The 26,101-nt window shown below is 73.5% G+C and carries 22 protein-coding genes and 1 pseudogene; 15 read left to right on the plus strand and 8 right to left on the minus strand.

Annotation, left to right across the window (positions count from 1 at the left end; genetic code table 11):
* Positions 1 to 926: pseudogene (locus GXW74_RS21195) on the minus strand (hypothetical protein); the annotation flags it as partial.
* Positions 927 to 1,082: 156 nt separating this feature from the next.
* On the opposite strand from GXW74_RS21195, the gene GXW74_RS21200 reads away from it, so the two are divergent.
* The 4 genes from GXW74_RS21200 to GXW74_RS21215 are packed head-to-tail and all read left to right on the plus strand — an operon-like array spanning position 1,083 to position 2,554.
* The gene (locus tag GXW74_RS21200) at positions 1,083 to 1,442 is read left to right on the plus strand and encodes an NADH-ubiquinone oxidoreductase subunit NDUFA12 family protein (RefSeq protein WP_211848559.1); all 360 of its coding nucleotides are present in this window, start codon (positions 1,083 to 1,085) and stop codon (positions 1,440 to 1,442) included.
* 19 nt (positions 1,443 to 1,461) lie between these two features.
* Positions 1,462 to 1,986, plus strand: a complete 525-nt coding sequence (mlaD, locus tag GXW74_RS21205; RefSeq protein WP_211848560.1) for an outer membrane lipid asymmetry maintenance protein MlaD — start codon at positions 1,462 to 1,464, stop codon at positions 1,984 to 1,986.
* Positions 1,983 to 2,198, plus strand: coding sequence for a hypothetical protein (locus GXW74_RS21210; RefSeq protein ID WP_211848561.1), 216 nt, complete (start codon positions 1,983 to 1,985; stop codon positions 2,196 to 2,198). The genes mlaD and GXW74_RS21210 overlap by 4 nt, the downstream gene beginning before the upstream one ends.
* Positions 2,195 to 2,554: a DUF2155 domain-containing protein gene (locus GXW74_RS21215; RefSeq protein WP_338148301.1), complete on the plus strand. Its 360-nt coding sequence runs from the start codon at positions 2,195 to 2,197 to the stop codon at positions 2,552 to 2,554. Before GXW74_RS21210 ends, GXW74_RS21215 begins: the two co-directional genes overlap by 4 nt.
* A 60-nt stretch (positions 2,555 to 2,614) precedes the next feature.
* Here GXW74_RS21215 and GXW74_RS21220 read toward each other — a convergent pair whose 3' ends face one another.
* Both GXW74_RS21220 and GXW74_RS21225 read right to left on the minus strand, forming a co-directional pair.
* Positions 2,615 to 4,072 carry a mechanosensitive ion channel family protein gene (locus GXW74_RS21220; RefSeq protein WP_211848562.1) on the minus strand — a complete coding sequence of 486 codons (1,458 nt, stop codon included), beginning with the start codon at positions 4,070 to 4,072 and terminating at the stop codon, positions 2,615 to 2,617.
* Positions 4,073 to 4,453: 381 nt separating this feature from the next.
* Positions 4,454 to 5,692 carry an MFS transporter gene (locus GXW74_RS21225; protein ID WP_211848563.1) on the minus strand — a complete coding sequence of 413 codons (1,239 nt, stop codon included), beginning with the start codon at positions 5,690 to 5,692 and terminating at the stop codon, positions 4,454 to 4,456.
* Positions 5,693 to 6,149: 457 nt separating this feature from the next.
* Here GXW74_RS21225 and GXW74_RS21230 point away from each other — a divergent pair, with 457 nt between their 5' ends.
* Positions 6,150 to 6,335 (plus strand): hypothetical protein, encoded by a 186-nt coding sequence (locus GXW74_RS21230; RefSeq protein ID WP_211848564.1) that lies wholly within the window; start codon positions 6,150 to 6,152, stop codon positions 6,333 to 6,335.
* Between the two features lie 68 nt (positions 6,336 to 6,403).
* Positions 6,404 to 7,165, plus strand: a complete 762-nt coding sequence (locus GXW74_RS21235) for a DUF6065 family protein (protein WP_211848565.1) — start codon at positions 6,404 to 6,406, stop codon at positions 7,163 to 7,165.
* A gap of 370 nt (positions 7,166 to 7,535) precedes the next feature.
* Here GXW74_RS21235 and GXW74_RS21240 read toward each other — a convergent pair whose 3' ends face one another.
* Positions 7,536 to 8,270, minus strand: a complete 735-nt coding sequence (locus tag GXW74_RS21240; RefSeq protein ID WP_211848566.1) for a JAB domain-containing protein — start codon at positions 8,268 to 8,270, stop codon at positions 7,536 to 7,538.
* 137 nt (positions 8,271 to 8,407) lie between these two features.
* Here GXW74_RS21240 and GXW74_RS21245 point away from each other — a divergent pair, with 137 nt between their 5' ends.
* Together GXW74_RS21245 and GXW74_RS21250 are read left to right on the plus strand one after the other, a co-directional pair.
* Positions 8,408 to 10,075, plus strand: a complete 1,668-nt coding sequence (locus GXW74_RS21245) for a hypothetical protein (RefSeq protein ID WP_211848567.1) — start codon at positions 8,408 to 8,410, stop codon at positions 10,073 to 10,075.
* Between the two features lie 358 nt (positions 10,076 to 10,433).
* Complete coding sequence (locus GXW74_RS21250) at positions 10,434 to 10,655, plus strand: hypothetical protein (protein WP_211848568.1); 222 nt, start codon at positions 10,434 to 10,436, stop codon at positions 10,653 to 10,655.
* Between the two features lie 235 nt (positions 10,656 to 10,890).
* On the opposite strand, the gene GXW74_RS21255 is transcribed toward GXW74_RS21250, so the two are convergent.
* Entirely contained in the window at positions 10,891 to 11,643 is a 753-nt protein-coding gene (locus GXW74_RS21255) for an SDR family NAD(P)-dependent oxidoreductase (RefSeq protein WP_211848569.1), read from the minus strand.
* A gap of 373 nt (positions 11,644 to 12,016) precedes the next feature.
* On the opposite strand from GXW74_RS21255, the gene GXW74_RS21260 reads away from it, so the two are divergent.
* The 4 genes from GXW74_RS21260 to metK all read left to right on the plus strand — a co-directional run bounded on the left by GXW74_RS21260 (position 12,017) and on the right by metK (position 19,785).
* The gene (locus GXW74_RS21260) at positions 12,017 to 14,272 is read left to right on the plus strand and encodes a heavy metal translocating P-type ATPase (RefSeq protein WP_246523815.1); all 2,256 of its coding nucleotides are present in this window, start codon (positions 12,017 to 12,019) and stop codon (positions 14,270 to 14,272) included.
* A 437-nt stretch (positions 14,273 to 14,709) separates the two neighbouring features.
* Complete coding sequence (locus GXW74_RS21265; protein ID WP_211848570.1) at positions 14,710 to 15,657, plus strand: magnesium transporter; 948 nt, start codon at positions 14,710 to 14,712, stop codon at positions 15,655 to 15,657.
* A gap of 83 nt (positions 15,658 to 15,740) precedes the next feature.
* Positions 15,741 to 18,611, plus strand: a complete 2,871-nt coding sequence (locus tag GXW74_RS21270) for a cation-translocating P-type ATPase (RefSeq protein WP_211848571.1) — start codon at positions 15,741 to 15,743, stop codon at positions 18,609 to 18,611.
* Positions 18,604 to 19,785 (plus strand): methionine adenosyltransferase, encoded by a 1,182-nt coding sequence (gene metK / locus GXW74_RS21275; protein ID WP_211848572.1) that lies wholly within the window; start codon positions 18,604 to 18,606, stop codon positions 19,783 to 19,785. The genes GXW74_RS21270 and metK overlap by 8 nt, the downstream gene beginning before the upstream one ends.
* Before the next feature lie 26 nt (positions 19,786 to 19,811).
* On the opposite strand, the gene GXW74_RS21280 is transcribed toward metK, so the two are convergent.
* The 3 genes from GXW74_RS21280 to GXW74_RS21290 are packed head-to-tail and all read right to left on the minus strand — an operon-like array spanning position 19,812 to position 21,404.
* On the minus strand, positions 19,812 to 20,663 hold the full coding sequence (locus GXW74_RS21280) for a hypothetical protein (RefSeq protein WP_211848573.1): 852 nt from the start codon (positions 20,661 to 20,663) through the stop codon (positions 19,812 to 19,814).
* Positions 20,664 to 20,668: 5 nt separating this feature from the next.
* Complete coding sequence (locus tag GXW74_RS21285; protein ID WP_211848574.1) at positions 20,669 to 21,094, minus strand: hypothetical protein; 426 nt, start codon at positions 21,092 to 21,094, stop codon at positions 20,669 to 20,671.
* Positions 21,087 to 21,404, minus strand: coding sequence for a DUF5132 domain-containing protein (locus GXW74_RS21290; protein WP_211848575.1), 318 nt, complete (start codon positions 21,402 to 21,404; stop codon positions 21,087 to 21,089). Before GXW74_RS21290 ends, GXW74_RS21285 begins: the two co-directional genes overlap by 8 nt.
* 96 nt (positions 21,405 to 21,500) lie before the next feature.
* Between GXW74_RS21290 and GXW74_RS21295 the strand changes: the two genes are divergently transcribed.
* The 3 genes from GXW74_RS21295 to GXW74_RS21305 all read left to right on the plus strand — a co-directional run bounded on the left by GXW74_RS21295 (position 21,501) and on the right by GXW74_RS21305 (position 26,056).
* Positions 21,501 to 21,743, plus strand: coding sequence for a hypothetical protein (locus GXW74_RS21295; protein WP_211848576.1), 243 nt, complete (start codon positions 21,501 to 21,503; stop codon positions 21,741 to 21,743).
* 673 nt (positions 21,744 to 22,416) lie between these two features.
* Complete coding sequence (locus GXW74_RS28450) at positions 22,417 to 23,400, plus strand: helix-turn-helix domain-containing protein (RefSeq protein ID WP_211848577.1); 984 nt, start codon at positions 22,417 to 22,419, stop codon at positions 23,398 to 23,400.
* Between the two features lie 229 nt (positions 23,401 to 23,629).
* The gene (locus GXW74_RS21305; protein WP_211848578.1) at positions 23,630 to 26,056 is read left to right on the plus strand and encodes an arylsulfatase; all 2,427 of its coding nucleotides are present in this window, start codon (positions 23,630 to 23,632) and stop codon (positions 26,054 to 26,056) included.
* The last annotated feature ends 45 nt before the right edge of the window (positions 26,057 to 26,101 follow it).

Here is a 26,101-nt window from a genome sequence, read left to right on the forward strand (position 1 = left end):
GGCGGCGGGGCGAGCACCGCGGCCGCGGCATCGCCCGCCCGCAGCGCCGCGCGCGTCGGGCGCAGCATGTAGCGGCCTTCCTCGTCGCGGGTCGGCCGCAGCGGGCCGGCGGCCGGGGCGAGACCGGCGCTCTCGGCACCGAGCAGCGCCTCGACCGCATCGGCGGGGGCAAGGGCAACGCAGCCTTCGTGGCGCAGTCCGGGCGAGGCGGCGGCGGCATTCAGTGCCGCGCGCGCCGCCGCCGCGAGGCCGGGGATGGCGGTTTCCTCCGGCGGCTCCGGCCAGATCAGCGCGACCGGATGCAACGCGCCGTGGCGCGCCGCGAGGCGGCCGGATTCCGCCTCCGCCGCACCGCGGGTCAGGGCGGCGACGGCGGCAGCGACCGCCTGCGCCTCCTGCCCGCCATAGGGCAGGCGGTAGGCGGCGAGCAGCCCGGCGAGGTCGGCGAAGCCGACGCGCAGGCGGGGGCTCCGCCCCTGTCCGAGGATGTCGAGCGCCCGCACGCCGAACGCCACGGCCGCGGCATATCCCACGGCGTCGAAGGCGCCCTCGGCATCGAGGAAGGCCGGAAGGTTGAGGACGAAGCGCGCTTCCTCCTTGCGGTCGCGCCAGACCTCGGCGCCGGGCGCACCACGGCGGGCGAGCAGCAGGGTGCGCAGCCCGGCGGCGAGCTGGTCCGCCTCCTCCGGGCTTTCGAGCAGGCCGAGGCGCCGGCCGCGCGTGGTGACGCGGCGGATCCAGTTCTCCGCGAGAATCGGCAGGATCACCGGGCCGCTGCCCGGCGCCAGCGCCGCGAGGGCCGCTGCCGCGTCCTCCTCCCAGGCGGCGGGAAGCGCCACGGGGCGGGGAGATGAATCGGGATCGGCGCCGATCCGCTCCCGCCGGAGCGCCACGCCATCCCACAGGGTGCCGAGGATGCCTGCCATGCAACGAAGGCTAGCGGGACTCGGCGGCGGGAGGAAGCCGCATCTTGTGGCGAAATGCTCCGACACCCCCAATATCCTGTGGACAGCCGGTCCTTTGCGCCTTTGGCTCCGCTGTGGCACACGAAGGCTTTCCGGGCTGCCCCCAAGGACGCACCGATGTCGTTCCTCGACCCCCTGTTCATCCGCCTGACCAGCCGCCGCATCGGCCGCGACCGCTTCGGCAACACCTATTGGGAGGCGCGGTCCCGCCGCGACACCTACGGCCGCCCGATGCGCCGCGTGATCTACGGCGGCGCCAGCGAGCCGACCACGGTGCCGCCGGAGTGGTGGGGCTGGATCCACCACACCACCGAGGCCCCGCTCCCCGAGGACGCGCCCCGCCGCCCCTGGCAGAAGGAGCACCGGCCGAACATGACCGGCACGCCCGAGGCGTGGCGGCCGCCCGGTCACGATGCCGCGGGCGGCAAGCGTCCCGCCACCGCCGGCGACTACGAGGCCTGGACGCCGGGGCGCTGAGCCCCGACATCCTGTCAGCATGCAGAAGCGCAGCCTTGCCGAGTTGATGACCGGCGCCATCGTCCTCGCGGTGGCCGCGGTATTCCTTGTCTATGCCGTCGCCGGCAGCGGGCGGTCGCTGACGAGCAGCGGCATCGCGCTGACCGCACGCTTCGACCGCATCGACGGCCTCGCCGCCGGCGCCGATGTGCGCCTGGCCGGCGTGAAGATCGGCCAGGTGGTGGCGCAGCGCATCGACCCCGAGAGTTTCCTCGCCGTGCTGACGCTGCGCGTCGACGCCGGGCTGCGCCTGCCGGCCGACACCTCGGCGGAGATCCAGAGCGAAGGCCTGCTCGGCGGCAAGTATGTCGCGCTGGTGCCCGGCGGGTCCGAGCGCATCCTGCGCGACGGGCAGGAGATCACCATCACCCAGAGCGCGGTCAGCCTGGAAAGCCTGCTCGGCCGCTTCATCTTCTCGGTCACCGAGATGAACCAGCAGCGCGGCGGCGAGCAGCAGCCCGCGCCGGCGCCGGCGCCGCAGCCGCAGGGCGGCACCCCGCAGTGAACCCGGCGCCGACCAGCTGGCCCGGGGCCGACGGCGCGCCGATCTCGTGCCGGGAGAAGCTGAAGATGCTGGCCGAGAATCACGAGGAGGCACGCCAGGCGCTGCAGGACGTGTTCGAGGACGCGGTGCTGATGGGCGTGGACGAGGCGGCGATGCGCCGCATCCTCGCCGAGCTGGTGGATGGGCTGGTCAGCCCGAAGCGCAAGCCGTGAAGCGCGCGCTGCTGCTCGCCCTGCTGCTCGCTCCCCTGCCCGCGGCGGCGCAGGAATGGGTGCCGATGCGCAGTGCGCGCCTGCAGGCGCTCGACAAGGTGACGGCGCGCATCACCATCATCGAGGCCCGCGTCGGCGAGACCGCGACCTTCGGCAGCCTGACCATCAACCTGCGCGCCTGCCACGGCCGCCCGCAGGACGAAGTGCCAGACGCGGCCGCCTGGATGGAGATGAGCGACAGCCGCGCCGCCCCGGGCAGCCCGCCCGCCTTCAGGGGCTGGATGTTCGCCAATGCGCCCGGCGTGAACATGCTGGAACACCCGGTCTACGACATTCGCGTCCTGGAATGCCGGTAGCGCCGGTCCCGGCCGCACGGAACCGCGCCATCGGTCGCCCCGGTGCGCGAAGCGGCGAGGCTACCTGATCCCGAAGAAGAATTTGAGCCGCACCAGGATGTCCTCCCGCGTCGGGGCTGCCGGGGTGGGGGCGTCGGCCGCCGCGGGGCGGGCCAGGTTGCGTGCCTGGCGCTCGACCATGATCGCCGTCAGCCCGTCCAGCAGCGCCGGCCGCGCGCGCAGCACGGGATCGAGGTCCTCCTTGCGCAGCTCCAACACCACCGCCTCGGTCGCGGCAAGCACCGTCGCGCTGCGCGGCTGGCCGGTGAGCAGCGACATCTCCCCGAAGACCGCGCCCTGGGTCAGGCGGTCGGCGAAGAACTCGGCGCCGCCCGGCGCCGAGATGCGGACGTCGAGCGCGCCTTCGGCCAGCAGGAAAAGCGAGTCCCCCGCCTCCCCCTGACGCACCACCGCGCTGCCGGCGGGCCAGGTGCGCTCCTGCAGCGCGGCGGCGAGGGAGGCGCGTTCCTCCGCGCTGAACGGGCGGAAGATCTCGAGCGCATCGAGCAGCGCCTTGCGCCCGGCCTCGGGCGACGGCGCGCCGGGCCGGCGCAGGCGCAGGTCGCGCACCGGACGGGCCGTCTCCAGCCCGGTGTGGCGCAGCGCGCGCTGCACCGCGCCCGCCACCGCATCCCGCCAGCGCATCTCCTGGCCGTAGTCGGGCACGTGGAAGCGCACGGCATAGACCGCGTTGCCCTGCGACAGGTCCACCAGGATGACGTCGGGCGCGAAGCCAGGCACGTCCTGCCCGGCCTCCAGCGCGGCGGCGAGCAGGATGCGGCGGGCGCGCTCCGCCGGCACGGCGGCATCGAGCGGCACCTGGATCGCGCTGCGGAAGCGCCCATGGTCGCCGGAGCCATAGACCGCGATGCGGTGCCCGGCGATCAGGCTGTTCGGCACCACCAGCGTCACGCCGTCCCGCGTCACCAGCTTCGTCGCCCGCCAGGCGATGCCGGTGACGCGGCCGGCGCAGCCTTCCGTCGCCTCGATCCAGTCGCCGATCGCGTAGGGCGATTCCATGCCCAGCGCGATGCCGGAGAAGATGTCCCCCAGCGTGTTGCGCAGCGCGAAGCCGAGCACGGCGATCAGCACCGAGGAGGTCGCGATCAGCCCGGTCGCCGGCAGTTCGAACACGAGCTGCGCCACCAGCACGCCGGCGGTGACGAAGAGCGCGGTCGCCACCAGATCGCTCAGCAGCTTGGGGTGTTGGGCCAGCAGCAGCGCCGCGAGCCGCGCCGCAAGCCAGGCGGCACAGAACCAGAAGGCGGTGCCGGCGGCGAGGCGCAGCATGCCGCCCCTTCCCTCCGCCGGCAGGGCGAGGTGCAGCGCCAGGGCAAGCACGGCGAAGATGCCCGGCAGGATCAGCCGACGGAACGGTATGCGGCGCAGCGTGTCCCCCCTGGGTGGCGCGAGGCGGGTCCCGGCCGGCCATGCTACCGGCAGGGCGCCGCGCCACGGAAGCGGAAGGCGCGTCCGCATCCTGCCGCCGAGCCCGGCCGATGAGGTTGTCGACCGGGCTTACACCAGCGGCACGAGTTCGTGACTCGTGCCGAGGCCGCGAATGCGGCCCGCCGGTGGTCCGGCGAAGCCCAGCAAGCCGGAGGTTTGCGCCGGGCGTCCGAGGGCTCGAAAAGCCTCATGCCAGCGGTCGCGAATAGCGGCCGTTGGCATTAGAGCAGATCCCGATCAGGTGGAATCAGCTGATCGGGTAAAGATGGTCGCGAAAACAAGAGGCCGGAGCGGTTGCCGTGAGCCAAGGCGAACGGAAACCGCTCTAGCGGAATGGCGCGCGGGGCTGGTGGGGCGGCCGCGCGCCAGACCGGAGCTCCGATGCCGTGCCGGCCGGAAGGCCGGCCGGCATCAGGCGCTGCCGTGCAGGGGCTGGCGCTGGAATCGCAGCCAGACCACCGCGGCGAAGGCCGCCACCATGAGCACGAAGGCGAACCAGTTGAGCGGCACCCAGCCCATCCTCTCCTGCAGGAAGCCGGCGAGGAAGCTCGAGGTCGCGGTGGTGCCGAAGACCAGGAAGTCGTTCAGCGCCTGCACCTTGCCGCGCTCGTTCGGGCGGTAGCAGGTGGTCACCAGCGTGGTCGCGCCGACGAAGAGCAGGTTCCAGCCGACGCCGTTCAGCGTCAGCGCGATGCGGAAATTCCAGTCCGACATCCCGGCGACGCCCGCCACCACGCCGAGGGTGAGAAGCGCGATGCCGGCGAACATGACCGGCGTGGTGCCGTAGCGGGTGATCAGGTTGCCGGTGAAGAAGGCCGGCACGAACATGCCCATCACGTGCATGAAGATGACCCAGTGCGCCTCCGCATGCGGCAGGCCGCAGGCGACGATGGCGAGCGGCGAGGCCGTCATCAGGAAAGACATGGTGCCGTAGGCGACCATCCCCGAGATCACCGCGGCGATGAAGCGCGGCTGGGATGCGATGCGCCACAGCGGCCGCGGCGGCGCCGGCGGCGCGGCGGCTGCCTGGGCGGTGGCGGGCGCCTCCTGCACCGCCGGGAAGCGGATGAAGGACATGATGGTGAAGACGATGAGGTGCAGCCCCGCCATCGCGGCATAGGTGGCGAGGTAGATCGGCACCCACTGGTCATGGGTCACGCGCACCAGCGTCGGCCCGATGACGCCGGCGACGACACCGCCCGCCGTCACCCAGGAGATCGCCCGCGCGCGGTAGGCGGGGGGCACGAGCTCGATCGCGGCGAAGCGGTACATGTGCAGGCTGGCGACGGCATAGCCGAGGATCACCCCGCCCAGGCACATCATGATGAAGTCGGCGGAGTAGAGGCCGTAGCCGACAACCCCCGCCCCCGCCATGCCGAACACCGAGCCGATGCGGAAGCCGTGCTGCCGGCCCACCCGCTGCATCAGCAGCGAGGCCGGGAACACCCACAGCATGATGCCGAGGTGCTGCATCGTCATCGGCAGCGTGGCGAGCTCGCGCTCCGGGTAGAAGGTGACGACCGACAGTGCCGTCGCCGCGAACATCATGGTGTTGGCGGCCTGGCCCGTGGCCTGGCAGCAGGCCAGCAGCAGCAGGTTGAGGCGCGCGCGGCGGTCGAGTCCCTGCACGTCCGGTCGTTCCCTCGTCATGGATCGCCTCTGTAGCGGTTCGCCGCACGGCGAACAGGCCGGCGGCGTTCGGGGCAGGCATGCATCGTCACGCACGCATCGCGGGATGCGCCGGATAATGGGAATTTCGTCTTGACGCCCCACCATGCAGGACGATACGAAAGACGCATCAAGGGGCGAGGTGCGTCCGGCACCGCCCTGTGATTTCCCAGAAATGCACGGTTCCGCTGCTGCCCGCCAGGCGGCTGCCGTGCTGCGTGCTTGCCAGTCTTCCAGGAATAATCACCGACACCTGTCCAACCTCACCCGGTGCCGCCGTCCCGCGGCGGCGCCAGGCCGGCGCGCGCCCGCCCCGCGGCGCGCTCCGCACCCCGTGTCGCCGCGCCCCATCGAGGGGCGCCGGCACAGCCGTGGCCCCGGCCCGGCGCCCCCCGCCTGCCCCGCAGGCCGCCACCCGAGCAGCAAGGACCCCCTCTCGATGACCCACGACACCATCCCGGCCCGCGACGCCACTGCGACGACGCCCGCCCAGGCCCCCGACCAGGCGCGCGACGACGGCGCGCTGCGCCTCGGCGGTCTGTCGCCGCTCTTTCCGCCGGCGGCGGTGGCCGATCCCGGCCGGCTGCGGATGGGCGGGCTGAGCCCGCTCTTCGGTCGCGACTGATCCGCGACGCCCGGCCTCCCCTGGGGGCCGGGCCCCTTCCCCGTACCCCGCCCCGAGGAACCGACCCGATGTCCGATGCCGGCCCCGAGCCCCTCTGCCGTTTCTGGCGCGTGACCGAGGCCGGTCCCCCGCCCCGGCGGGCCGACCGCTCCGCCGGCGGCACCCTGCCGACCCGCGCCTTCCGCTACTGCGAGGCCGCGACCACCGCCGCCGGCTTCGGCTGGCTGGTCTTCCCGCCGATCGACCTCGCCATGGTCTGGGACGGCAGCGAGATCCGCTGGACCTGGCAGGGCGCCGATGGCTGGCATCCGCTGACCGTCGCGCAGTTCCCCGGCTTCCGCGACCGCTTCGACGCCGCGGCGCCCGAGGCGCTGCGCAGCTGGTCGCCGCCCTTCGCCGGGGCGCTGCCGGAACCCGGCCTGGTGAACCTCTGGTCCGGGCTGTTCGCCCGCAGCCGCCCGGGCTGGAGCCTGCTGCTACGCCCGCCGGCCAACCTGCCACGCCCCGCCGGCTACGAGATCTACGAGGGCATGGTCGAAGCCGATCGCTGGTTCGGGCCGCTCTTCGTCAACCTGCGCCTGACGCGCACCCATGCGCCGGTCGAGTTCCGCCGCGACATGCCGCTGTTCCAGGTGCAGCCGGTGCCGCGCGAGGCCTATCGCGAGGCCTCGCTCGCCGCCTTCGCCGTCGAGGATGGGCTGGCCGCCTTCGGCCCGGCGGAGTGGGAGGCCTATGACCGCAGCATCGTGGCGCCACGGCGCGAGGGGGGCTGCCCGCTCGGCCGCGACGCGGCAGCGATCCGCCGGCGGCGGCGCGGCGAACCCGCCTGACGCAGGACGCCGGGCGCGCGAGGGGGAGAAATCCTCGCGCGCCCGGCCTGCACGACGGAGTGCCGCGGGACCGCCCCCCGGCCACTGCAGCCCCACCGGCAATCCGCGCGGGCAATGAGAACCCTTTTTGTGAATGCGCCGAACGGCGCATTCCCGATACCGGCACACGGCCCCAACCCAGGACACTGCCGCTGGGTGGCCGGGTGGCCGTGTGGGCTGGAGCCGGCACTTTCCGACGATCGCCAATACCGGCCGGCCTTCCGGGTGACTCGCTATCAACATCGTGTTTGGCGCGCAGCCGCCTCACCAACCCTGCGCGCGATACCGCCGCGCCTCGCCGCCGATGGGTCGGCAACCAGGCTCGGCGGCATCAAGCCGCCCCCGGCACCTCCATCAGGCCCTGCGCCCGAAGCGAGGCGTGGCCGCCGCGCCCGACCACGACATGGTCAGCGAGATGGACATCCATCACCCGCCCGGCCTGAGCGATGGCGCGCGCCATCGCGGCCTCGGCGGCGACCGCCGCAGGATCGCCGCCGCGCACCAGCAGGACCGCGGCGGCCCGCAACGCCAGGGCGCGGCGCAGCACCTGCCCCGGCGCCGCGGCGCCGGCCGCGCAACACACCAGCTCGTCCGCCACCAGGCCATGCCGTGCATCGAGAAACAGGGCGCAGAGCTCACCCTCCGCCGGCAGCGCACCAGCGTCGCGCAGGTAGGCCAGTGCCGCATCCGTGTCGCGCAGCACCGGGCGGTCGCGGCGGCGCAGATCGATCCGCAGCGCCGCCGCGTGCACCGCCTTGAGCGCCGCGGCCCCGGCCTCCCCGAGCGCCGGCAATGCGGCGAGTTCCGCCTCCTCCGCGGCGATCGCCTCGGCGAGGCAGCCGAAGCGGCGCAGCACCTCCTCCACGGCCTCTGCCGCCTCGATCCAGCCAAGGCAGTGCGACAGCAGGGTGAACAGTGCCTCGCGGTCCTCCGCCCCCTCGCCCGCCGTCGGCAGCGGTGCCGCGGTACGGCGCGGCGCCCGGCGGGACCGGCGCGGGGTTTCGGCGAGGCCGGGCGCGGAATGCAGTGGCCCGCGGGCGGGCGGCGGCAGGGCGAGCAGATCCACGACGCGCGATCCTTCCGGGAGATTCAACCTTATGGCGATTTCCAGTGTCCTTTTTCCGCGCCCTGCGGCACAACGCTTCTGCGTCGGCAAGCGTCGGAAAAGCGTCGGCGCTCCCGTCGCCCAGGAGGTGTTGCGCGTTGCTCAACGTTGGCTCCCCGCCGCCTACGCCGGATGCCCCGGCGCCCGAGGCCGAGGGCCTGGTGCGGTTCCGCCTCGCCGACACCATGCAGGCGGTCGGCGCCGACGGAGCGTCGCTGCTGCCTGGCGGTGCGCGGCCACGGGCGCTGCTCGCCCTGCTGGCGCTGGCCCCGGGGCACCGGATGCCGCGCCGGCTGCTCGCCGGCCTGCTCTGGAGCGGCGCGCCGGCGGCGCAGGCGCTCGGCCGGCTGCGCGACGTGCTGCACGACCTGCGTACCGGCTTCGACCGGCGCGGCATCGGGATCTTCGGCGCCGACGCCGCCTCCATCTGGCTGCGCGCCGACCGCATCCTGGTCGAGTGCGTGCCGCGCTCCGCCGGCTGGCCCTTCCTGCCGGAACTGCGCGGCATCGACCCGCAGCTTGACGACTGGCTGGCACGGGCCGAGTTCGGCGCACCGCCGGCCGCGCCCGCCGGCGAGCCACGCGCCACCGAGCGCCCCGCCGCCGCGACGCAGCGCCGCGCCAGCGTGCTGGTCACGCCGCTCAACAACCTGGCCGGGCCGCGGATCGGGCATCTCGACGTCGCGGCGACGGATGCGATCGTCGCCGCGCTGTCGACGCTGCGCTCCATCGCCGTGGTGGTGGAGGTGGCGGGGCGGCCGCCGCCCACCCCCGACTACATGCTGACGGGCAACATCCACCTCGCGGGGCAGAAGCCGCAGGTGGTGCTGCGCCTGGTCGATGTCGGCGGCGGCGGCGCGGTGCTGTGGTCCGCGGTGATCGACCCCGACGAGGCGCGGCCCGCCGCCTTCGCCGAGGAAGTCGCGGCCATGGCCTGCGCCCGGCTCGAGCACGAGCTGCTGCTGCTGGAGGCCGAGCGCGCCGCACTGCGCCCCCTCGCCGATGCCTCGGCGCTCGAGATGGTGCTGCGCGTCGTCCCCGACATCTACCGGCTGGAGCGCGACGCCTTCGAGCGCGCGGGCAAGGTGCTGGCGCTCGCGGTGCGGCGGGAACCGCGGCTGGCGGCGGCGCAGGCCTGGCTCGCCTACTGGAACATCCTGCTGGTGGGCCAGGGCTGGGCGGTGAACGAGCGCGAGGCGCTGGCCCATGCCGGCACGGCGGCGGAGCAGGCGATCCTGCTCGACCCGCGCGACGCGCGCGGCCTCGCCACCGCCGGCCATGTGCGCGGCTTCCTGCACCACCAGGTGCCGGAGGCGATGGCGCTGTGCCGCCAGGCGCTCGACATCAACCCGAACCTGCCGGCGGCCTGGACCTTCGCCGGCATGGCCCATGCCTATGCCGGGGAGCTGGAGGCCGGGCGGCGCCACCTGAAGCGCGCGCTGCAGCTGCTGCCGCGCAACCCGCACGCCTTCTTCACCGAGGCCGGGTTGGCGACGGTCGAGATGCTGCTCGGCAATTTCGAGGCGGCGATCGGCATCGGCCGCGCGGTGCTGCAGATGCAGCCGCGCTTCACCGCCGCGCTGCGGGCGCAGATCGCGGCGCTGGGTCATCTCGGCCGGGCGGAGGAAGCGCGTCCGCTGGTCCGCTCGCTGCTGGAACTGGACCCCGGCTTCACCCTGCAGCGCTTCCGCAACGCCGCGCCCTATGTGCGGCGGCGGGACATCGACCATTTCCTGCGCGGGTTGCGCCTGGCGGGCGTCGCCTGAACGGCGTCAATCGGCGGCGCGCTGCGCTTCCGCCACCATCTGCCGGTGGATGTCCGCAAGCTCGACGGGAAAACGCCGGACGGAAGCGGGCAATGGCTCGGCCTGCGTGGGGGAAATCGGGCCCGGGAGAGCGTCGAGGCGGGAGCGCGTCGCCGCCGTCACCTGCCCCAGGCGGCGAAAATACTCCTGCTGCACGGCGCCGATGCGGCGATTGGCCTCGATAGGTCACTTCCCGCCGCATCAGCGACAGCACGAGCCGATCCCCGCTCAACCATATGTCGACGGCGGTTTCGGCGAGATCGGGAGAGATCCGGGCGATGCTCTCGATCAGCGGGTTGCGGCAGACGACGAGGTCGGAATGCATCGCGACCATGAGGCGCATCGCCGCGCGGTCGGGATGGCTGCGATCGGCGAGTTGCGCCGGCGTCGGCCGTGGCGGCGGCACGCTCGGCTCGAGGGCGAGGCGGCGGAACAGCGCCTGGTAGTCCGGCTTCTCGCGGATCGGCGCGCGGCAGGCGTCGGAGGCCGCCACCGCGCGGTGGATCTCGCGCTGCATGCGGATGCCTTCGACCTGCCCTGACGAGAGGCAGCCCGCCAAGGCGACCGCCACGCCGACCGCGGCGACGGCACGCAGCATGCGTCCCCTTCCCCTGCCTTCTGCCAACGAAAAGATGAATCGCATGGCCCCGCGACGGGATCGTTGCGCGGACGTCAATTCACCTCGCCGCCCGGTGCCTGCACGCACCTCCGGCGCCGCCGCGGCCTTCGGCACGCGGGGAACTACGCGGCGGGGGCCGATGTCAGCCAGGCGTGCATCAGTGGAAGACGCGTCCGGAATCGATGACGACGGTCTGCCCCGTCATGGTCTCGGTGCGGCACATGGCCACCACCATCTCGGCGCAATCGTCCTTGTCGGCCGGCCTGCCCAGCAGCGATGCGGCGGCGGAGCGCCCGACCTGCTCGGGCCGCAGGTTGGCGGTCGCGCGCGTGCCCTCGAGCAGGCCGGGTGCGACGCAGTTCACCAGCGTTGCTGGCGCGAGGGCGACCGCCATGCAGCGCGTCAGGTGGATCAGCCCGGCCTTCGACACCGCGTAGGCGATGGACGATCCGGTCGGCCCCAGCCCGGCGACCGAGGCGATGTTGACGATGCGCCCGCGCCCCTGCGCCTGCATCGCCGGCGCCGCCGCCTTGATCAGGCGCATCGGGCCAGTGAGGTTCACGGCCATGATCCGCTCCCACAGTTCGGGCGTCAGGCCGTCGAGGTCGGCGAAGGGCACCGATCTGTTGTAGGCGGCGTCGTTCACCAGGATGTCGAGCCGCCCGAAGCGCGCCGTGACCTCGGCGACGAGCCGCTCGATGGCCGCCTGATCGGTGACGTCGCAGCCGAAGGCGGCCGCCTGGACCTGGTGGCGGGCGGCAAGGTCGCGCGCCACGCCTTCGGCCTGGTCGCGGCTCTGCGCGTAGACGACGGCGACCTGTGCGCCCTCGCGCGCCAGCGCATGGCAGATGCGCTGGCCGAGGCCGCCATTGCCGCCGGTGACGAGCGCGACCGTTCCCCTGAGATCCATGTTCTTCCTTCCTTGCCGGCCATCAGGGTGCGGCCGGCGGGCAAGGCAGGCAAGCATCGGGCGGGGGTGCCGCGGCACCGACGTGAGAGAGAACCGGCATCGGCCGCACCCCTGCCAGGGCGTCGCCGGATGGAAGCTGGCGGCCCGCGAGCCCCGGCATGCGGTTCTACAGGCCCGCTGCCCTTCCCCGGGGCGGCATCCGCTCGCCTCCGCTCTCGGCAATCTCCCGATCCTGCTGTCGTCGCAAGCATCTTCCCCCCGATCATGCGATTCCACCTGATCGGGATCCGCTCCAGGCGGGCCGCAAGAGGGGGCTTGAACCTCCAGTCGCTGGAAGTCTCATAACCCTGTCCGCGACGATCGGACGGACATCATGGGCACAGCGACGAAAGTGACCTGGCGGGTGGAGGGCATGGACTGCGCCTCCTGCGTCGCCAAGGTGACGAAGGCGGTGGAACGGCTGCCGGGCGTGTCGGCGGTCGAGGTCAACCTCATGGCAGAGCGGCTCACGCTGCAACTCGATGCCGCCGGCCGGCGGGAGGAGGTCGAGGCCCGGCTCGCCGCCCTCGGCTATACGGCGAAGCGCGGCGGCGAGGCTGCCGAGGCGCCGCCCCCGCCCGGCGAGGCCTGCGGCTGCGGCCATGAACACCACGGCCACCACCACCACCCGTCCACGGAAAGGCATGACCACGCCGGCAGCGCCGCGCATGGCCATGCCCACGGCCATGCCGACCACGACGACCCCGCCCACGCGGCCAGGCCCTGGTGGGCGACCGGCAAGGCGAAGCTGGTCTGGATCCTCGGCGTGCTGGTCATCGGCGCCTATGGCCTGTCGCTCGCCCTGCCGGATCGGCTGACCTACCCGCTCTTCCTCGTCGCGACCGCCGTCGCGATCCTGCCGTTCGGACGGCGCGCCATCGCGCTTGCCCGTGCCGGCAGCCCTTTCAGCATCGAGACGCTGATGTGCGCGGCGACGATCGGCGCCACCGTGATCGGCGCGGCGGAGGAAGCTGCCGTCGTCGTGCTGCTCTTCGCGGTGGGCGAGCTGCTGGAGAACGTCGCCGCCGGCCGCGCGCGGGACGGCATCCGCGCCCTCGCGCGGCTCATGCCGCGCGTCGCGCTGCGCCTGCGCGCCGATGGCAGCACCGAGGAGATGCCGGCCGAGCGCCTGTCGGTCGGCGACCTCGTGCTGGTCCGCCCCGGCGACCGCGTGCCCTGCGACGGGGTGATCGAGGAGGGCCGGACCGCCCTCGACGAGAGCCCGGTCACCGGCGAGAGCGTGCCGGTCGCGCGTGGCCCCGGCGATGCGGTGATCGCCGGCGCGATCAACGCCGACGGCGCCTTCCGCGTGCGCGTGACGCGCGCCGCGGCCGACAACACGATCGCCCGCATCATCCGCATGGTCGAGGAGGCGACAACGAGGCGCGCGCCGACACAGCGCTTCGTCGAGCGCTTCGCCGCCTGGTGGACGCCCGGAGCGATGATCGTGGCGCTGCTGGCGATCCTGGTGCCGCCCCTCACCCTGGGATGGGACTGGTGGACGAGCCTCTATCGCGGCCTCGCGGTGCTGCTGATCGCTTGCCCCTGCGCCCTGGTGATCTCGGTGCCGGCAGCGATGGCGTCCGGCCTCTCGGCAGGGGCGCGGCGCGGGTTGCTGGTGAAGGGCGGCGCGGCGCTCGAGGCGATCGGCGCGGCGCGCACCGTCGCTTTCGACAAGACCGGCACGCTGACCGAGGGACGGCCCAGGGTCACCGACGTGATCGCGGCCGGGAGGCGCAGCGCCGGGGAGGCGCTGGCGCTCGCCGCCGCGGTGGAACAGGGATCGGCACATCCGCTCGCCAAGGCGATCCTCGCCGAGGCGGCGGCGCGCGGCATCGTCGTGCCGCAGGCGAGCGGACAATCCGCCGTTCCCGGGCGCGCCGTGGCCGGGACGGTGGAAGGCGTCGCCGTCACCGTCGGCAGTCCGCGTCACGCGCGGGAGGCGAATGCCGGGCTCGGCGTGCTGGCGATGGCGATCGAACGGCTCGAGGGGGAAGGCAGGACGGTCGCCGTGGTGCTGGCCGATGGCGCCGCGGCTGGCCTGATCGCGCTGCGCGACGAGCCGCGCCCCGATGCCGCCGCCGGCGTCGCGGCCATCGCGGCGCTCGGCGTGCGGCCGGTGATGCTGACCGGCGACAACAGCCGCACCGGCGAGGCGATCGCCGTCTCCCTGGGCCTGGACGCCAGGACGGAACTGCTGCCCGACGACAAGCTCCGCGAGGTCGGCAGGCTGCGGGATGGCGGCAGCGTCATCATGGTGGGCGACGGCATCAATGATGCGCCGGCGCTCGCTGCCGCCGATGTCGGCATCGCGATGGGCGGCGGCACCGACGTCGCGCTCGAGACCGCCGACGCCGCCGTGCTCAAGGACCGCGTGGCGGGTGTCGCGGAGCTGATCGGCCTGTCGCGCGCCACCATGGCGAACGTGCAGCAGAACATCGCCGTGGCGGTCGGCCTCAAGGGCGTGTTCCTGGCGACCACGCTGATGGGCGTGACGGGGCTGTGGCCGGCGATCCTCGCCGATACCGGCGCGACGGTGCTGGTGACACTCAATGCGCTGCGCCTGCTGCGCTGGCGCCCGTCGGCGTGACCCGGCGCCGGGCGCAATAGCGGCATCCGATCAAATGGGATCGCCCGGTCGGGTGAAGGTGTGCCCGAAGGCAGGGAGCCGGCGCGGCGGCCACACGCCGCTGCGAAGAGAGGCCGCGCTGGGCGCGAATGGCTTCGCGGCCTCGCCATGGCCCGCCCCGGAGGCGGCGCGCCTCGCGGTGCCGCGCGCCTTCGATGCCCCCCGGTTCCGCGGCAGGCCGGAAGCACGCCGCCGCGCCTCGGCCTCCGCGGTGACGCATGCCTGCCAAACGGCGAGGTGCGCTGCCCAGCGGCAGCGGCGCGGCCACTGGCGGTGCCCGACGATCGGCGCGATGTTCGTCCGGTCCGGTGTCACCATACCGTCACGGCTTCCGGTGCATGAATGGTCCCATGCAAAGCGATACTCCTCGGGCCGTCTCCGCAGGCGAACGGGCTTCCATGCCCGTCGCCGCCTATATCGACGCGGCCGTCCTCGTCGCCCGCCCGGACGAGACCGCGGCCGCCGTCCGCGCCAGGCTCGTCCGCGACCGCTACGCCGCGATCGATCCGGTCTTCGTCCTCGACGCAGGGCGCGCCCTGCTGGGCACGGTGCGGCTCGCGCTGCTGCTCGCGGCGGCCGAGGAAACCCCCATCGCCGAGCTCACCGTCGAGAATCCCGCGCATGTGCCGGCCTCGGCCTCACGCGAGGAGGCGGCGAGCGTCGCCATCCGCGCCAATGCCGCCTGCCTCGCGGTGCTCGACCAGTCCGGCGCCTTCCTCGGCGCGCTGACCGCCAATGCGGTCATGGCCATCCTGCGCGACGAGCACCTCGAGGACCTGCACCACATGGCGGGCATCCTCGGCCGGAGCGAACAGGCCAAGGCGGCGCTGACCGCGGCGCCGCACAGGCGCGCCCTGTTCCGCCTGCCCTGGCTGCTGGTCGGCCTCGCCGGCTCAGCGGCGGCTACCGGCCTGATGGCGGGGGCGGAGGCGGAACTCACGGCCAACATCGCCGTCGCCTTCTTCATCCCGGCCATCGTCTATCTCGCCGACGCGATCGGCACGCAGGCGGAAGCGGTCGCGGTGCGCGGCCTCTCGCTGACCGATGGAAGCACCTGGCGGCTGCTGCTCGGCGAGCTCGGCACCGGCGCGCTGCTCGGACTGATCCTCGCGACCGTCGGGTTCGGCGCGGTCTGGGCCGTCTTCGGCGACCTGCGCCTGGCCGGTGCGGTCTCTGGCGCGGTCGCCGCCGCCGGCACCATCGCGACCGGTGTCGGCTTCCTGCTGCCCTGGGCTTTCCAGCGCGCCGGGCTTGATCCGGCGCATGGCTCGGGACCGGTCGGGACGGTGGTGCAGGACATGCTGTCGCTCGCCGTCTATCTGGGACTGGTGGGGCTGCTGTTCTGATGCGGGTCGCCGCGATGGATGCCGGCCCCCCCGCGCCGGTGCCGGCCCGCAGGCGCCGGGCGAAGCGGCCGCGGACCGAGGTGGTGCATGCCCTCCCCGGCCGCTACCGCCTCGCGGATCGCCGGCTGCGCGGCGATGCCGATGCGGCGGAGGCCGCACGCCTCGCCCTGCTCGGCGTGCCGGGGGTGACGCAGGCGAGCGCCTCCGCCGTGACCGGTACCGCGCTGGTCCGCTGCATACCCTCGGTCACCGCCAAGCGGCTCTGCGCCGTGCTGGGCGCGGCGCTTGGGGATCCTCCGCGGCCACGCGCGCTCTCCTCCGCCGCGGTGCAGGCCGACCCGGCAAGCGAAGCCCATGCCTGGCACGCCATGCCGGCGGCGGCGGTCGCCGCAGCGCTCGGCTGCGCGCCGAAGCGCGGCCTGCCACCCGCCGAGGCCGCCGCGCGCCTCGCCGCCGGCGGGCCGAACCTGCTGGCGCGCGCCGAGGCGCGCTCCGCCGCCGCCATCTTCGCCGAGCAGCTCACCTCCGTCCCGGTCGCGCTGCTCGGAGCCTCGGCGCTGGTCTCGGTGGCCACCGGCGGACTCGCCGATGCGCTTGCCATCGGCGCCGTGGTTCTGCTCAACGCCGGCATCGCCACCACCACCGAACGATCCGCCGAACGCACCATCCAAGGCCTGTCGGACGTCTCGCCCGCGCCGGTGCCGGTCATCCGCGGCGGCCGGCGCATGATGCTGGAGGTCGCGGGCATCGTGCCAGGCGACCTGATCCTGCTCGAACCCGGCACGCTGGTGCCGGCCGATGCCCGGCTGATCACGGCCACCGACCTCACGCTGAACGAAAGCGCCCTGACCGGCGAAAGCCTGCCCATCGTCAAGGATGCGGATGCCGGCGTGGCGGTGGTCGCCCCCCTCGCCGAGCGCCGCAGCATGGTGTTCCGCGGCACCGCCGTGACGGGCGGCTCGGGCCTCGCCATCGTGACCGCCACCGGCAGCGCGACCGAGATCGGCCGCATCCAGGCGCTTCTCGGCGACCTGCGCCCCCCGCAGACGCCGATCGAGCGGCAACTGGGCGAGGTCGGGCGCGAGCTCATCATCGTCAACGGCGCGATCTGCGCCGCCGTGGCGGGCATCGGGCTGCTGCGCGGCCAGCCCTGGCAGGCGATTCTGCGCAGCGCCATCAGCCTGGCCGTCGCCGCCGTGCCGGAAGGGCTGCCGGCGGTGGCCACCACCACGCTGGCGCTCGGCATCCAGGACATGCGGGAGAAGCAGATCCTGGTCCGACGCCTGGACGCGGTGGAGACGCTCGGCGCCGTGGAGGTGGTCTGCCTCGACAAGACCGGCACGCTGACCGCAAACCGCATGGCGGCCGCCGCGCTGCACCTGGACGGCGCGCTGCTCGCGCCGGAAGCGCTCGTCGGTGCCCGCCGCGCGGTCGCCGTCGCGCTGCTGGAAGCCGCGACGCTGTGCAGCGATGTCGAGGAGACCGGCGACGTCCTCGCCGGATCACCGACGGAGACGGCGCTGGTGCGCGCGGGGCTGGAACTCGGCCTCGACCCCGCCGCGCTGCGCAGCCGCTGGCCGAGGAAGCAGACGGTGCCGCGCGCCGAGGGCCGCAAGCGCATGGCGACGCTGCATCGCGGCCGCAACGGCACGCTGCTCGCGGTCAAGGGCGACCCGGCGGAGGTGCTGGCGCGCTGCACGAAGCGGCTGACCGCCGCGGGCGAGGTGCCGCTGGACCACGCGGCGCGCTCCGCGATCATCGCCGCCAACGACCGCATGGCGGCGCAGGCGCTGCGCGTGCTCGGCGTCGCGCGGCGGGACGGCGGCGGCGACCCGCATGACGAGCGGGACCTGACCTGGCTCGGCCTCGCCGGGCTTGCCGATCCGCTGCGGCCGGGCGCCGCGGAGGCGATCCGCGCCCTGCACGTCGCCGGCATCCGCACCATGATGATCACCGGCGACCAGAGCGCCACCGCCTACGCCATCGCCAAGGAACTCGGCATGCCGCGCGACGGCGAGGTGCGCGTGCTGGAAGCGGGCGCGCTGCGCGACCTGCCGCCGGAGGCGCTGGCCGCCCTCGCCCCGCAGGCGGACGTCTTCGCCCGCGTCAGCCCGGCCAACAAGCTGCAGATCGTGCGCGCGCTGCAGGCCTCGGGGCAGATCGTCGCCATGACCGGGGACGGCATCAACGACGGCCCCGCTCTGCGCGCCGCGGAGATCGGCATCGCCATGGGCGGCGGCGGCACCGACGTCGCGCGGGAGGTGGCGGACATCGTGCTCGCCACCGACGAGCTCGGCGGGCTGCTCGAGGCGGTGGCCCTCGGCCGCGCGACCTACGCCAACATCCGCAAGGTGCTGCGCTACCTGGTCGGCACCAATGCGTCGGAGACGATGCTGATGCTCGGCGCCGCCATCGCCGGCCTGCCCGAGCCGCTGAACCCGATGCAGCTGCTGTGGCTGAACCTGATCTCGGACCCGCTGCCCGCGCTGGCGCTGGGGCTGGAGGCGCCGGAGCCCGACGTGCTGGAACAGTTGCCGCACGACCCGCGCGCCCCGATCCTTTCCCCGGACGATTTCCGCCGCCTGCTGCGCGAGGGCGCCGTTATGGGCACGGCGGCGCTGGTCTCCGCCATCGGCGCGCCGCCCGGCGTCGCCTTCCACGGGCTGACGCTGGCGCAGTTGGCGCACGCTTTCCTCTGCCGCTCGGAGACCCATGGGCTGCTCGGTGCAGACCGGCCGCCGACGAACCCCAAGCTGCTCGGCGCCATCGGGTTGTGCGTGGCGCTGCAGGCGGCGGCGCAGGGCGTCGGGCCGCTGCGGCGGCTGCTCGGCCTCGGCCCGCTCGGCCCGGCCGGATGGCTGGGTGTCGCGGCGACGGCCCTTGCGCCGCTCGCGGTCAACGGGATGATCTCGGCGATGCCGCGGCGCCCGCGGCAGGGGGGCGCGCATGCGTGACGGCATGATCTTCACCTCGGAATCGGTGACGCCGGGCCATCCGGACAAGCTCTGCGACCGCATCAGCGATGCCGCGGTGGATGCCTTCCTGCACCAGGACCCGCGCGCGCGCGCCGTGGTGGAATGCGCGGTGGCGACCGGCATCGTCTTCATCGCGGCGCGCTTCGCCGCCGATGCGGTGGTGGACCTGCCCAGCCTGGCCCGCGGCGTGATCGCCGAGGCGGGCTATGTGGGTGAAGGCTTCGACGCGCGCACCTGCTCGATCCTGACCAGCATTTCCGAACTCCCGGCCGAGGAGCGCGCGCCGCACGAGCACGACGCCGACGAGGAACATGAGCTCGAAGCCCTCAGTGCCACCGAGCAGGCCAATGTCTTCGGCTATGCCACCGACGAGACTGAGCAGCTGATGCCCGCGCCGCTGGTCATCGCGCACCGCCTGGCCCGCGCGCTGGACACGGCGCGGGGGGCACTGACCTGGCTGGCGCCCGACGGCAAGACGCAGGCCGGCGTGCTGTACGGCGCGGGCGGCGCGGCGGAACTCGCCTCCGTCGCGCTGACCGTGGCGACGATGCCGGGCGCGCCCCGCGCCGCGGTCCTGGCCGACGCGCTGCGCGAGCAGGTGGTGGTGCCCGCGCTTGCCGGCGCGCCGCTGGGACTGACCGCGAGGACCGAGTTGCATGTGAACGCCGGCGGCCCCTTCGCCGTCGGCGGTCCCGCCCGCCATGCCGGGCTGACGGGCCGCAAGAACGGCATCGACACCTATGGCGAGGCGGCGCGGCAATCCGGCGCCGCGCTGTCGGGCAAGGATCCCTCCCGCATCGACCGCATCGGCGCCTATGCCGCGCGGCATGCGGCGAAATGCGTGGTCGCCGCCGGGCTGGCGCGGCGCTGTGAGGTGCATCTCGGCTATGTCATCGGCCATGCGCGGCCGGTCAGCGTCGCGGTGGAGTGCTTCGGCACGGCCACCATCGCCGAGGAGGAAATCGCCCGCCGCATCGCCGAGACCTTCGACTTCCGCCCCGCCGCGATCGAGCGCCGCTTCGCCCTGCGCGCGCGCGCGCATGCCGCGGATGCGGGCGGCTTCTTCCGGCCATTGGCGGTCTACGGCCAGATGGGGCGTGAGGACCTCGGCGTGCCCTGGGAGGACACGGCCGAGGCGGCGCTTCTGCGGTAGGCCAGCGGGCCGCGGCGCAGGCCGCCTCAGCGGCGGCGGGCGGGGGTGGTCCGGCTGCCGGAACGGCGCTTGGCGACACGCTTCCCGGCGGCGGCGCGGGACTCGCCCGCCGGCTTCACGGCGGCCTTGGCCGGGGCCTTCTTCGCCGGCGCCCCGGCGGCGGCCTTCGCGCGGGGCTTGGCCGGCGCTTTCGCGGCCGCCTTCGGCCGTGGCCTGGCCGGCGCCTTGGCTGCCGCCTTCGGCCGTGGCCTGGCCGGCGCCTTTGCCGCCGCCTTCGCCGGCGACTTGCGTGGAGCCCGCGTGCCGGCGGGTTCGGGCGCCGGCACGGGCGAGCGCACCAGCGCCAGTGCGCGCTCGGCCATCTCCCGCGCCATGCCGACCGCGGCGAGGCCCGCCTGCACGGTGGCATCGGCAGCCGCGGCGACGATCCGCGCGGCATCGTCCCGTGTCGCCACCGCTGCTTCCGCCGCACCCGCCAGGGCACGGTTCACCGCCGAGGCGGCCTCGCCGCCCGCGCCCACCGCGCCCTCGGCGATGGCGCGCGTCACGGCGACGGCAGCGCTCGCGGCATCCGTCCCGGCATCGGCGGCGCCGAGCGCAGTGCCTTTGGCGACGGCGCGCGCCGCCACCAGCACGTCGGCGCCGGCGCCCACCACGATGCCCAGGACGGCCTTGGCCTGGACAGCGACGGCCTCCGCCGCCTCGGTCGCCGTCCCGCCCGGGTGGCGCAAGGCCTGCGCGACGGTAGCGCGGATCCTCTCGGCCAGCGCGTCCTCGGCGGTCTGCACGGCGAGGGCCGCGCTCACCAGCGCCTGCTCGGCCTCGCGCGGAGCAGCGACGCGCGGCTTCGCCGTGCGGCGCTTCGGGGTCGTCGCCATGGGGCTCACTCCTCGGGGGTGGGCTGCGTCGCGCCGCGCAGCAGGCTGCCGGCGTACCACAGCAGGGTCGCCGCCGGCGGCAGCACGGCTCCGCGTGCGGCCTGCAGCAGCGCGAGCAGGCCGAAGGCCGCGGCGCCGAGCGGCGCGAGTTGCGCCGCCGATGCCGCGTGCCCCTGGTCCGGGACGGGCTGCGCGGCGCGGAACAGGCCTTCCCGCGCCGCGGCGGCGAGTACGGTTTCCGCATCGCCGCGGAACCGCAGCAGCAGCCCGGCGGTGAGCGGCGTGCCGGCGGCGCCCGTCACGCCCGGCAGCATCAACGCCCGCTGGGCCAGTCGCGCGAAGAAGGCCGCATCGTCGCGATGGGCAGGCAACCGCAGCCGCATCCGTCCCGCCACGGCGGAGACGACAACGGCCTGCGGCAGATCAGGCATCGGCGGTGGCCTTCGCCCCTGCGCGCACCCGCTTGCGTGCCGGGGCGCGCTTCGCCCGCGCCGGCTTGGGCGGCGGCGGTTCCGCGGCCGCGGCGATCTCGGCCTGCGCTTCGGCATAGAGGTCCTCGACCGTCTCCGCCGCTTCGGCCGCGGCGCTGCGCGCGGCGGTGCCGGCGGCGATCGCGAGCTTCAGCCCCGCGCGCAGGACCGGACGCAGATTGCGCGATGCCTCCGGCGCGAGGGCGGGTGCCACGATCGCCGCACCCGCACCCGCAGCGACGCCAGCGAGAAAAAGCAAGAGAGGCGGCATGGGACGCGATCCTGATGTCCTTCGTGGGCGCGTTGCCCGTCAACCGTGGCGGAAGCTACTCTCGCCGCGTCATTCTGCGAAAGGGGTCGCCGGCGCATGTCGAAGAAGACGAAGGATGACGAGGCCAACACGACGGGCGCCAAGGTGGCCGCGACGGTGATGCTCTCGCTCGGGCGCAGCAAGGCCACGCACGAGTTCGAGGAAGTGTCGGTTTCCACCGACGACCCCGCACATGTCACGGTTCTCCTGTCGTCTGCGGATGGCCGGAAGATCGCGGTGATGTTGCCGCGTGCAGAGGTGAAGCGGCTGCTCTCCTGGCGGATGATCATGTCCTTGTAGCGATGCGGACAACGGCCCAGGGAACGAATGACACTTTGATGAATTTCGTCGTTCGGGCGCCACGGCGTGCCTGGTGCCGCGCTCGCCATGAGCTGAACCGGAGATCGCCCTGAACGCCGCCTGCGTTTCCGGATGCTTCTCGGGAAGTCCGGCGGATGTGCCCCATGCGAAGGAAATCCACACCCAGGCGCGATCCGTCCTGGTCTTAGAGCAGATCCCGATCAGGTGGAATCACCTGATCGGGCAAAGACGCTCGCGAAAACAAGAGGCTGGAGCGGTTGCCGTGAGCCAAGGCGAACGGAAACCGCTCTAGATGCCCTGCCTGCCGCGGCGGCGCAGTTGCACGAACTCGCTCTCGTCACGCGCGACACAGCCGAAATGCGCGCTCCCGAAGCGCGGACATGGCATCCATTCGCCGAACCCGTGGAGCAGGGACAGCGTCCCACGCCGCATGATGCTGCGGCCCGCCGGCCATCCCGGGTGCGACCTCGCGCCACCATCGACGCCGCGCAAACCGCCCGCCGCGCTCGGGGTCCCGGGTCACCGAGGCCCGGCCGCGTCTGACCGCCGCGGCAGCGATGTCGGCCCTTGAGACGATGCACCGTCCTCGGTGATCCTCATGGTCCGGAAATCGCGCGCCCACCGGCGCCGGTTGACGCAGCGGAGGCACGGGATGGATGGTTTCGACCGGGTCGGCGCCCCGGCCGGCTTCGTCCGGTCCTTCACGGACCCCGACGAGTTCGCGGCGGCACTGCCGAACATGCGGAGCGAATACCTGCCCCTGCCGGGCGCGGAGCGCTTCGGGGTGCGGGTGCGGCGCCTGGTGCTTGGCTCGATGATCGCGCAGACGCTGCAGACCCGCGGGCCCCTCCTGGGTCGCGGCGAAGTGCGGGTCGGCATGATGGGGCTCCTGGTCCGCATGAACGGGGCCGGCGAGGCGCCTCAGGTCGGCGGGGTGCCGGTCGCCCCCTGGCAAGGCGTGCTGCTGACGGGCGGCGGGGATTTCCTGGCCAGGGTCGCGCCGCCGCATGGCTGGGCCGCCTTCGCGCTGCCGATGGAGACGCTGGCACCGCTCGTCGACGAGGCCTTTCTGCGCCCAGGCGCTGTGCGCCTGCTGGACCTGCCGGCGCAACCGCTGCAAGTGTTGCGCGCCGACATCGGCGCGGCAGCCGGAATGGCGGCCAGGGGCGCTGAGGCCTTGCCCCGGCCTGAGGACGCGCTTGGCCTCGCCCGCGCGCTGCGCGAGCATCTCGCCACCCTTCTCGCCGGCGGCACGGAGGACGCGCGGGGGCGCGCAACCGGCCGCGCCATGCGGATCGTTCGCGATGCGCAGGACGTCCTGGCGGATCACCCGACGAGGGCGGTGTACCTCGAGGACCTCTGCGCCGCGCTCAGTGTCGCGCCGCGCACACTGACCAACGCCTTCGGCGCGGTGCTCGGTGTCGGCCCGGCCACCTACCTGAAGCTGCGGCGCCTCAAGCTGGTTCGCCGCGCCTTGCTCGCTGGCGGGCGCGGCCAGGACCTGGTGAAGAGCGCGGCGCTCGGGCACGGCTTCTGGCATCTCGGGCACTTCGCGCATGACTACCGCGCGCTGTTCGGCGAGTTCCCGTCGGAAACCTTGGCGCGCCGGGACGGGCGGTCGGCGCATTCGGGATAGCGATAGTCTACGACGAGGGCCGGCAGTCCGGTGCATCATTTCCTGACGGCCCGCGGAAGGCGGCGGGCTGTTGTCGCGACGGAGGCCGAACATGCGGGCATCACCATCTCCAGCTCGTGTTCCGGGGTGCGCTCGCCTGCTCTCTGCCCTGTTCGCCGCCGCGGCCTTCGCCATTCTTCCCGCGCGCGCCCAGGAGGTCCGCGGGACACCCGGCGCCCCCAACGCGGTGATGACGCCACAGGGACTGCAATTGCCGGCCCCGACGCCGCCCTTCACCGGCGCCATCATGCCCAACGCGGTGGACAGCACCTCCGCCTGGCCGCCCATGACCATGCCCCCGGGCAATGCGCCGAACGTGCTCCTGATCCTGACCGACGATGTCGGCTTCGCCGCCCCCTCGACCTTCGGCGGCGTGATCCCGACGCCCACGCTCGACCGCGTCGCGCAGGCGGGGCTGCGCTACACCCAGTTCCATACCACCGCGCTGTGCTCGCCCACCCGCGCCGCGCTGCTGACCGGGCGCAACCACCACCAGGTCGGCTTCGGCAACGTCTCGGAACTCGCCACCGGCTACCCAGGCTACAATTCGATCATCCCGCCCGAGACGGCGACGATCGGGCGCATCCTTCAGCAGATCGGCTACGGCACCGCCTGGTTCGGCAAGAACCACAATACGCCGGCCTGGGAGGCCAACCCCGTCGGCCCCTTCACCAACTGGCCGATCGGCCTGGGCTTCGACTATTTCTACGGCTTCGTCGGCGGCGACACGAGCCAGTGGCAGCCCGGCAACCTGTTCCGCAACACCACGCCGATCCACCCCTATGTCGGCGCGGCGCCGGGCAGCTGGAACCTGATGACGGCGATGGCCGACGACGCCATCGCCCACATCCGCACCCGCACCGAGCTCGACCCCAACCGGCCCTGGTTCATCCACTTCGCGCCGGGCGCCACGCATGCGCCGCACCACCCCACGCAGGAATGGGTGCAGCGGATCGAGGCGATGAACCTGTTCAACGACGGCTGGGAGCGCGTGCGGGAGCGCATCTTCGAGAACCAGCGCCGCCTCGGGGTCATCCCGGCCAATGCGCAACTGCCGCCCTGGCCCGACTTCCTGCCGCGCTGGGACAGCCTGAGCGAGGCGCAGAAGCGTCTCGTCATCCGCCAGGTCAATGTCTACGCCGCCTACCTCGCCTACGCCGACGCCGAGATCGGGCGCGTCGTCGCCGAGGTCGACCGGCTCGGCCTGACCGACAACACGCTGATCATCTACATCTCCGGCGACAACGGCAGCAGCGCGGAGGGCTCGCTCAACGGCACGCCGAACGAGGTGATGTACTTCAACGGCGTCGCCATGACCGCCGAGCAGCAGATGCCCTTCATCCCGGTCTGGGGCACCGACCGCACCTACAACCACATGGCGGTGCCCTGGACCTGGGCCTTCGGCACGCCCTATCGCTGGACCAAGCAGGTCGCCTCCCATTTCGGCGGCACCCGCAACGGCATGGCGATCTCCTGGCCCGCGCGCATCACCGACCGCGGCGGCATCCGCAACCAGTTCCACCATGTGATCGACATCGTGCCGACCATCCTCGACCTGATCGGCATGCCGCAGCCCAATGTGGTGAACGGCATCGCCCAGCGGCCGATGGACGGCGTGAGCATGGCCTACACCTTCGCGCGGGAGAACGCGAACGCGCCATCGACGCGGCGCACGCAGTACTTCGAGATCCTGGGCAACCGCGCGATCTACCATGATGGCTGGATCGCCAGCACGACGCCGGCCAGCCCCCCCTGGGTCGGGCTCACGGCGCCGCTGCCCTCGGACGTGATGCACGGCTACCGCTGGGAACTCTACGACACCACGGCCGACCCGGCGCAGGCGCGCGACCTCGCGGCCGAGCAGCCGGAGCGCCTGCGCATGATGCAGGACCTCTTCATCATGGAGGCGACGCGCAACCAGGTCTTCCCGCTGAACAACTCGGGCGCGGCGATGGTCGCGCAGCGGCCGGGGCCGGCGGCGGGGCGGCGGCAATTCGTCTACACCGGCCCGTCCTGCTGCACCCAGGCCAATGCGGCGCCGAACATCCTCAACCGCTCCTTCCGCATCACCGCCGAGATCGAGGTGCCGCAGGGCGGCGCGAACGGGATGCTGGTGACGCAGGGCGGCCGCTTCGCCGGCTGGGGCTTCTACCTGCGCGAGGGCAGGCCGGTCTTCACCATGAACCTGCTCGGCGCCGAGTATGTGAAGTGGGACGGACAGCAGGCGTTGCCCCCGGGCAGCCACACGCTGGTCTTCGACTTCGTGCTGACGCCGCAGGGGCCGATCCCCTTCGGCCATGGCGGCACGGGCACGCTCAGCGTGAACGGCCAGCAGGTGGCGCGGCGCAGCCTGCCGCACACCACCCCGATCACCTTCGCCTGGGACGAGACCTTCGATGTCGGCATGGACATGGGCACGCCGGTGGACGACCGCGACTACCAGGTGCCCTTCAACTTCACCGGGCGGATCGGGCGGATCACCTTCGACATGGGCGAGACGACGCTGACGCCGGAGGTGATGATCCGCTTCCTGAACGAGATGCAGGCGCGCGGCCGCGACGTGGAGCGGCCCGCCCCGGGCGTCGCCCCCGGCACCGCACCCGCGCGGCGGAACTAGGGGCGGAGCGGCTGCGGCGGCGGGCCGCCACACCAAGAAGGAAGG

It is taken from the genome of Neoroseomonas eburnea, assembly GCF_018129005.1.
GTDB classification, from domain to species: domain Bacteria; phylum Pseudomonadota; class Alphaproteobacteria; order Acetobacterales; family Acetobacteraceae; genus Neoroseomonas; species Neoroseomonas eburnea.

What these genes read in the sequence shown, in the direction of transcription:
- GXW74_RS21305 (WP_211848578.1), top strand. Translation starts at nt 23,630, where the DNA reads ATGACGCCACAGGGACTGCAATTGCCGGCCCCGACGCCGCCCTTCACC.
- GXW74_RS21250 (WP_211848568.1), top strand. Translation starts at nt 10,434, where the DNA reads ATGCATCGCGACCATGAGGCGCATCGCCGCGCGGTCGGGATGGCTGCG.
- mlaD (WP_211848560.1), top strand. Translation starts at nt 1,462, where the DNA reads ATGCAGAAGCGCAGCCTTGCCGAGTTGATGACCGGCGCCATCGTCCTC.
- GXW74_RS28450 (WP_211848577.1), top strand. Translation starts at nt 22,417, where the DNA reads ATGGATGGTTTCGACCGGGTCGGCGCCCCGGCCGGCTTCGTCCGGTCC.
- GXW74_RS21295 (WP_211848576.1), top strand. Translation starts at nt 21,501, where the DNA reads ATGTCGAAGAAGACGAAGGATGACGAGGCCAACACGACGGGCGCCAAG.
- GXW74_RS21260 (WP_246523815.1), top strand. Translation starts at nt 12,017, where the DNA reads ATGGGCACAGCGACGAAAGTGACCTGGCGGGTGGAGGGCATGGACTGC.
- GXW74_RS21285 (WP_211848574.1), bottom strand. Translation starts at nt 21,094, where the DNA reads ATGCCTGATCTGCCGCAGGCCGTTGTCGTCTCCGCCGTGGCGGGACGG.
- GXW74_RS21230 (WP_211848564.1), top strand. Translation starts at nt 6,150, where the DNA reads ATGACCCACGACACCATCCCGGCCCGCGACGCCACTGCGACGACGCCC.
- GXW74_RS21235 (WP_211848565.1), top strand. Translation starts at nt 6,404, where the DNA reads ATGTCCGATGCCGGCCCCGAGCCCCTCTGCCGTTTCTGGCGCGTGACC.
- GXW74_RS21200 (WP_211848559.1), top strand. Translation starts at nt 1,083, where the DNA reads ATGTCGTTCCTCGACCCCCTGTTCATCCGCCTGACCAGCCGCCGCATC.
- GXW74_RS21280 (WP_211848573.1), bottom strand. Translation starts at nt 20,663, where the DNA reads ATGGCGACGACCCCGAAGCGCCGCACGGCGAAGCCGCGCGTCGCTGCT.
- GXW74_RS21265 (WP_211848570.1), top strand. Translation starts at nt 14,710, where the DNA reads ATGCCCGTCGCCGCCTATATCGACGCGGCCGTCCTCGTCGCCCGCCCG.
- GXW74_RS21220 (WP_211848562.1), bottom strand. Translation starts at nt 4,072, where the DNA reads ATGCGGACGCGCCTTCCGCTTCCGTGGCGCGGCGCCCTGCCGGTAGCA.
- GXW74_RS21225 (WP_211848563.1), bottom strand. Translation starts at nt 5,692, where the DNA reads ATGACGAGGGAACGACCGGACGTGCAGGGACTCGACCGCCGCGCGCGC.
- GXW74_RS21255 (WP_211848569.1), bottom strand. Translation starts at nt 11,643, where the DNA reads ATGGATCTCAGGGGAACGGTCGCGCTCGTCACCGGCGGCAATGGCGGC.
- metK (WP_211848572.1), top strand. Translation starts at nt 18,604, where the DNA reads ATGCGTGACGGCATGATCTTCACCTCGGAATCGGTGACGCCGGGCCAT.
- GXW74_RS21290 (WP_211848575.1), bottom strand. Translation starts at nt 21,404, where the DNA reads ATGCCGCCTCTCTTGCTTTTTCTCGCTGGCGTCGCTGCGGGTGCGGGT.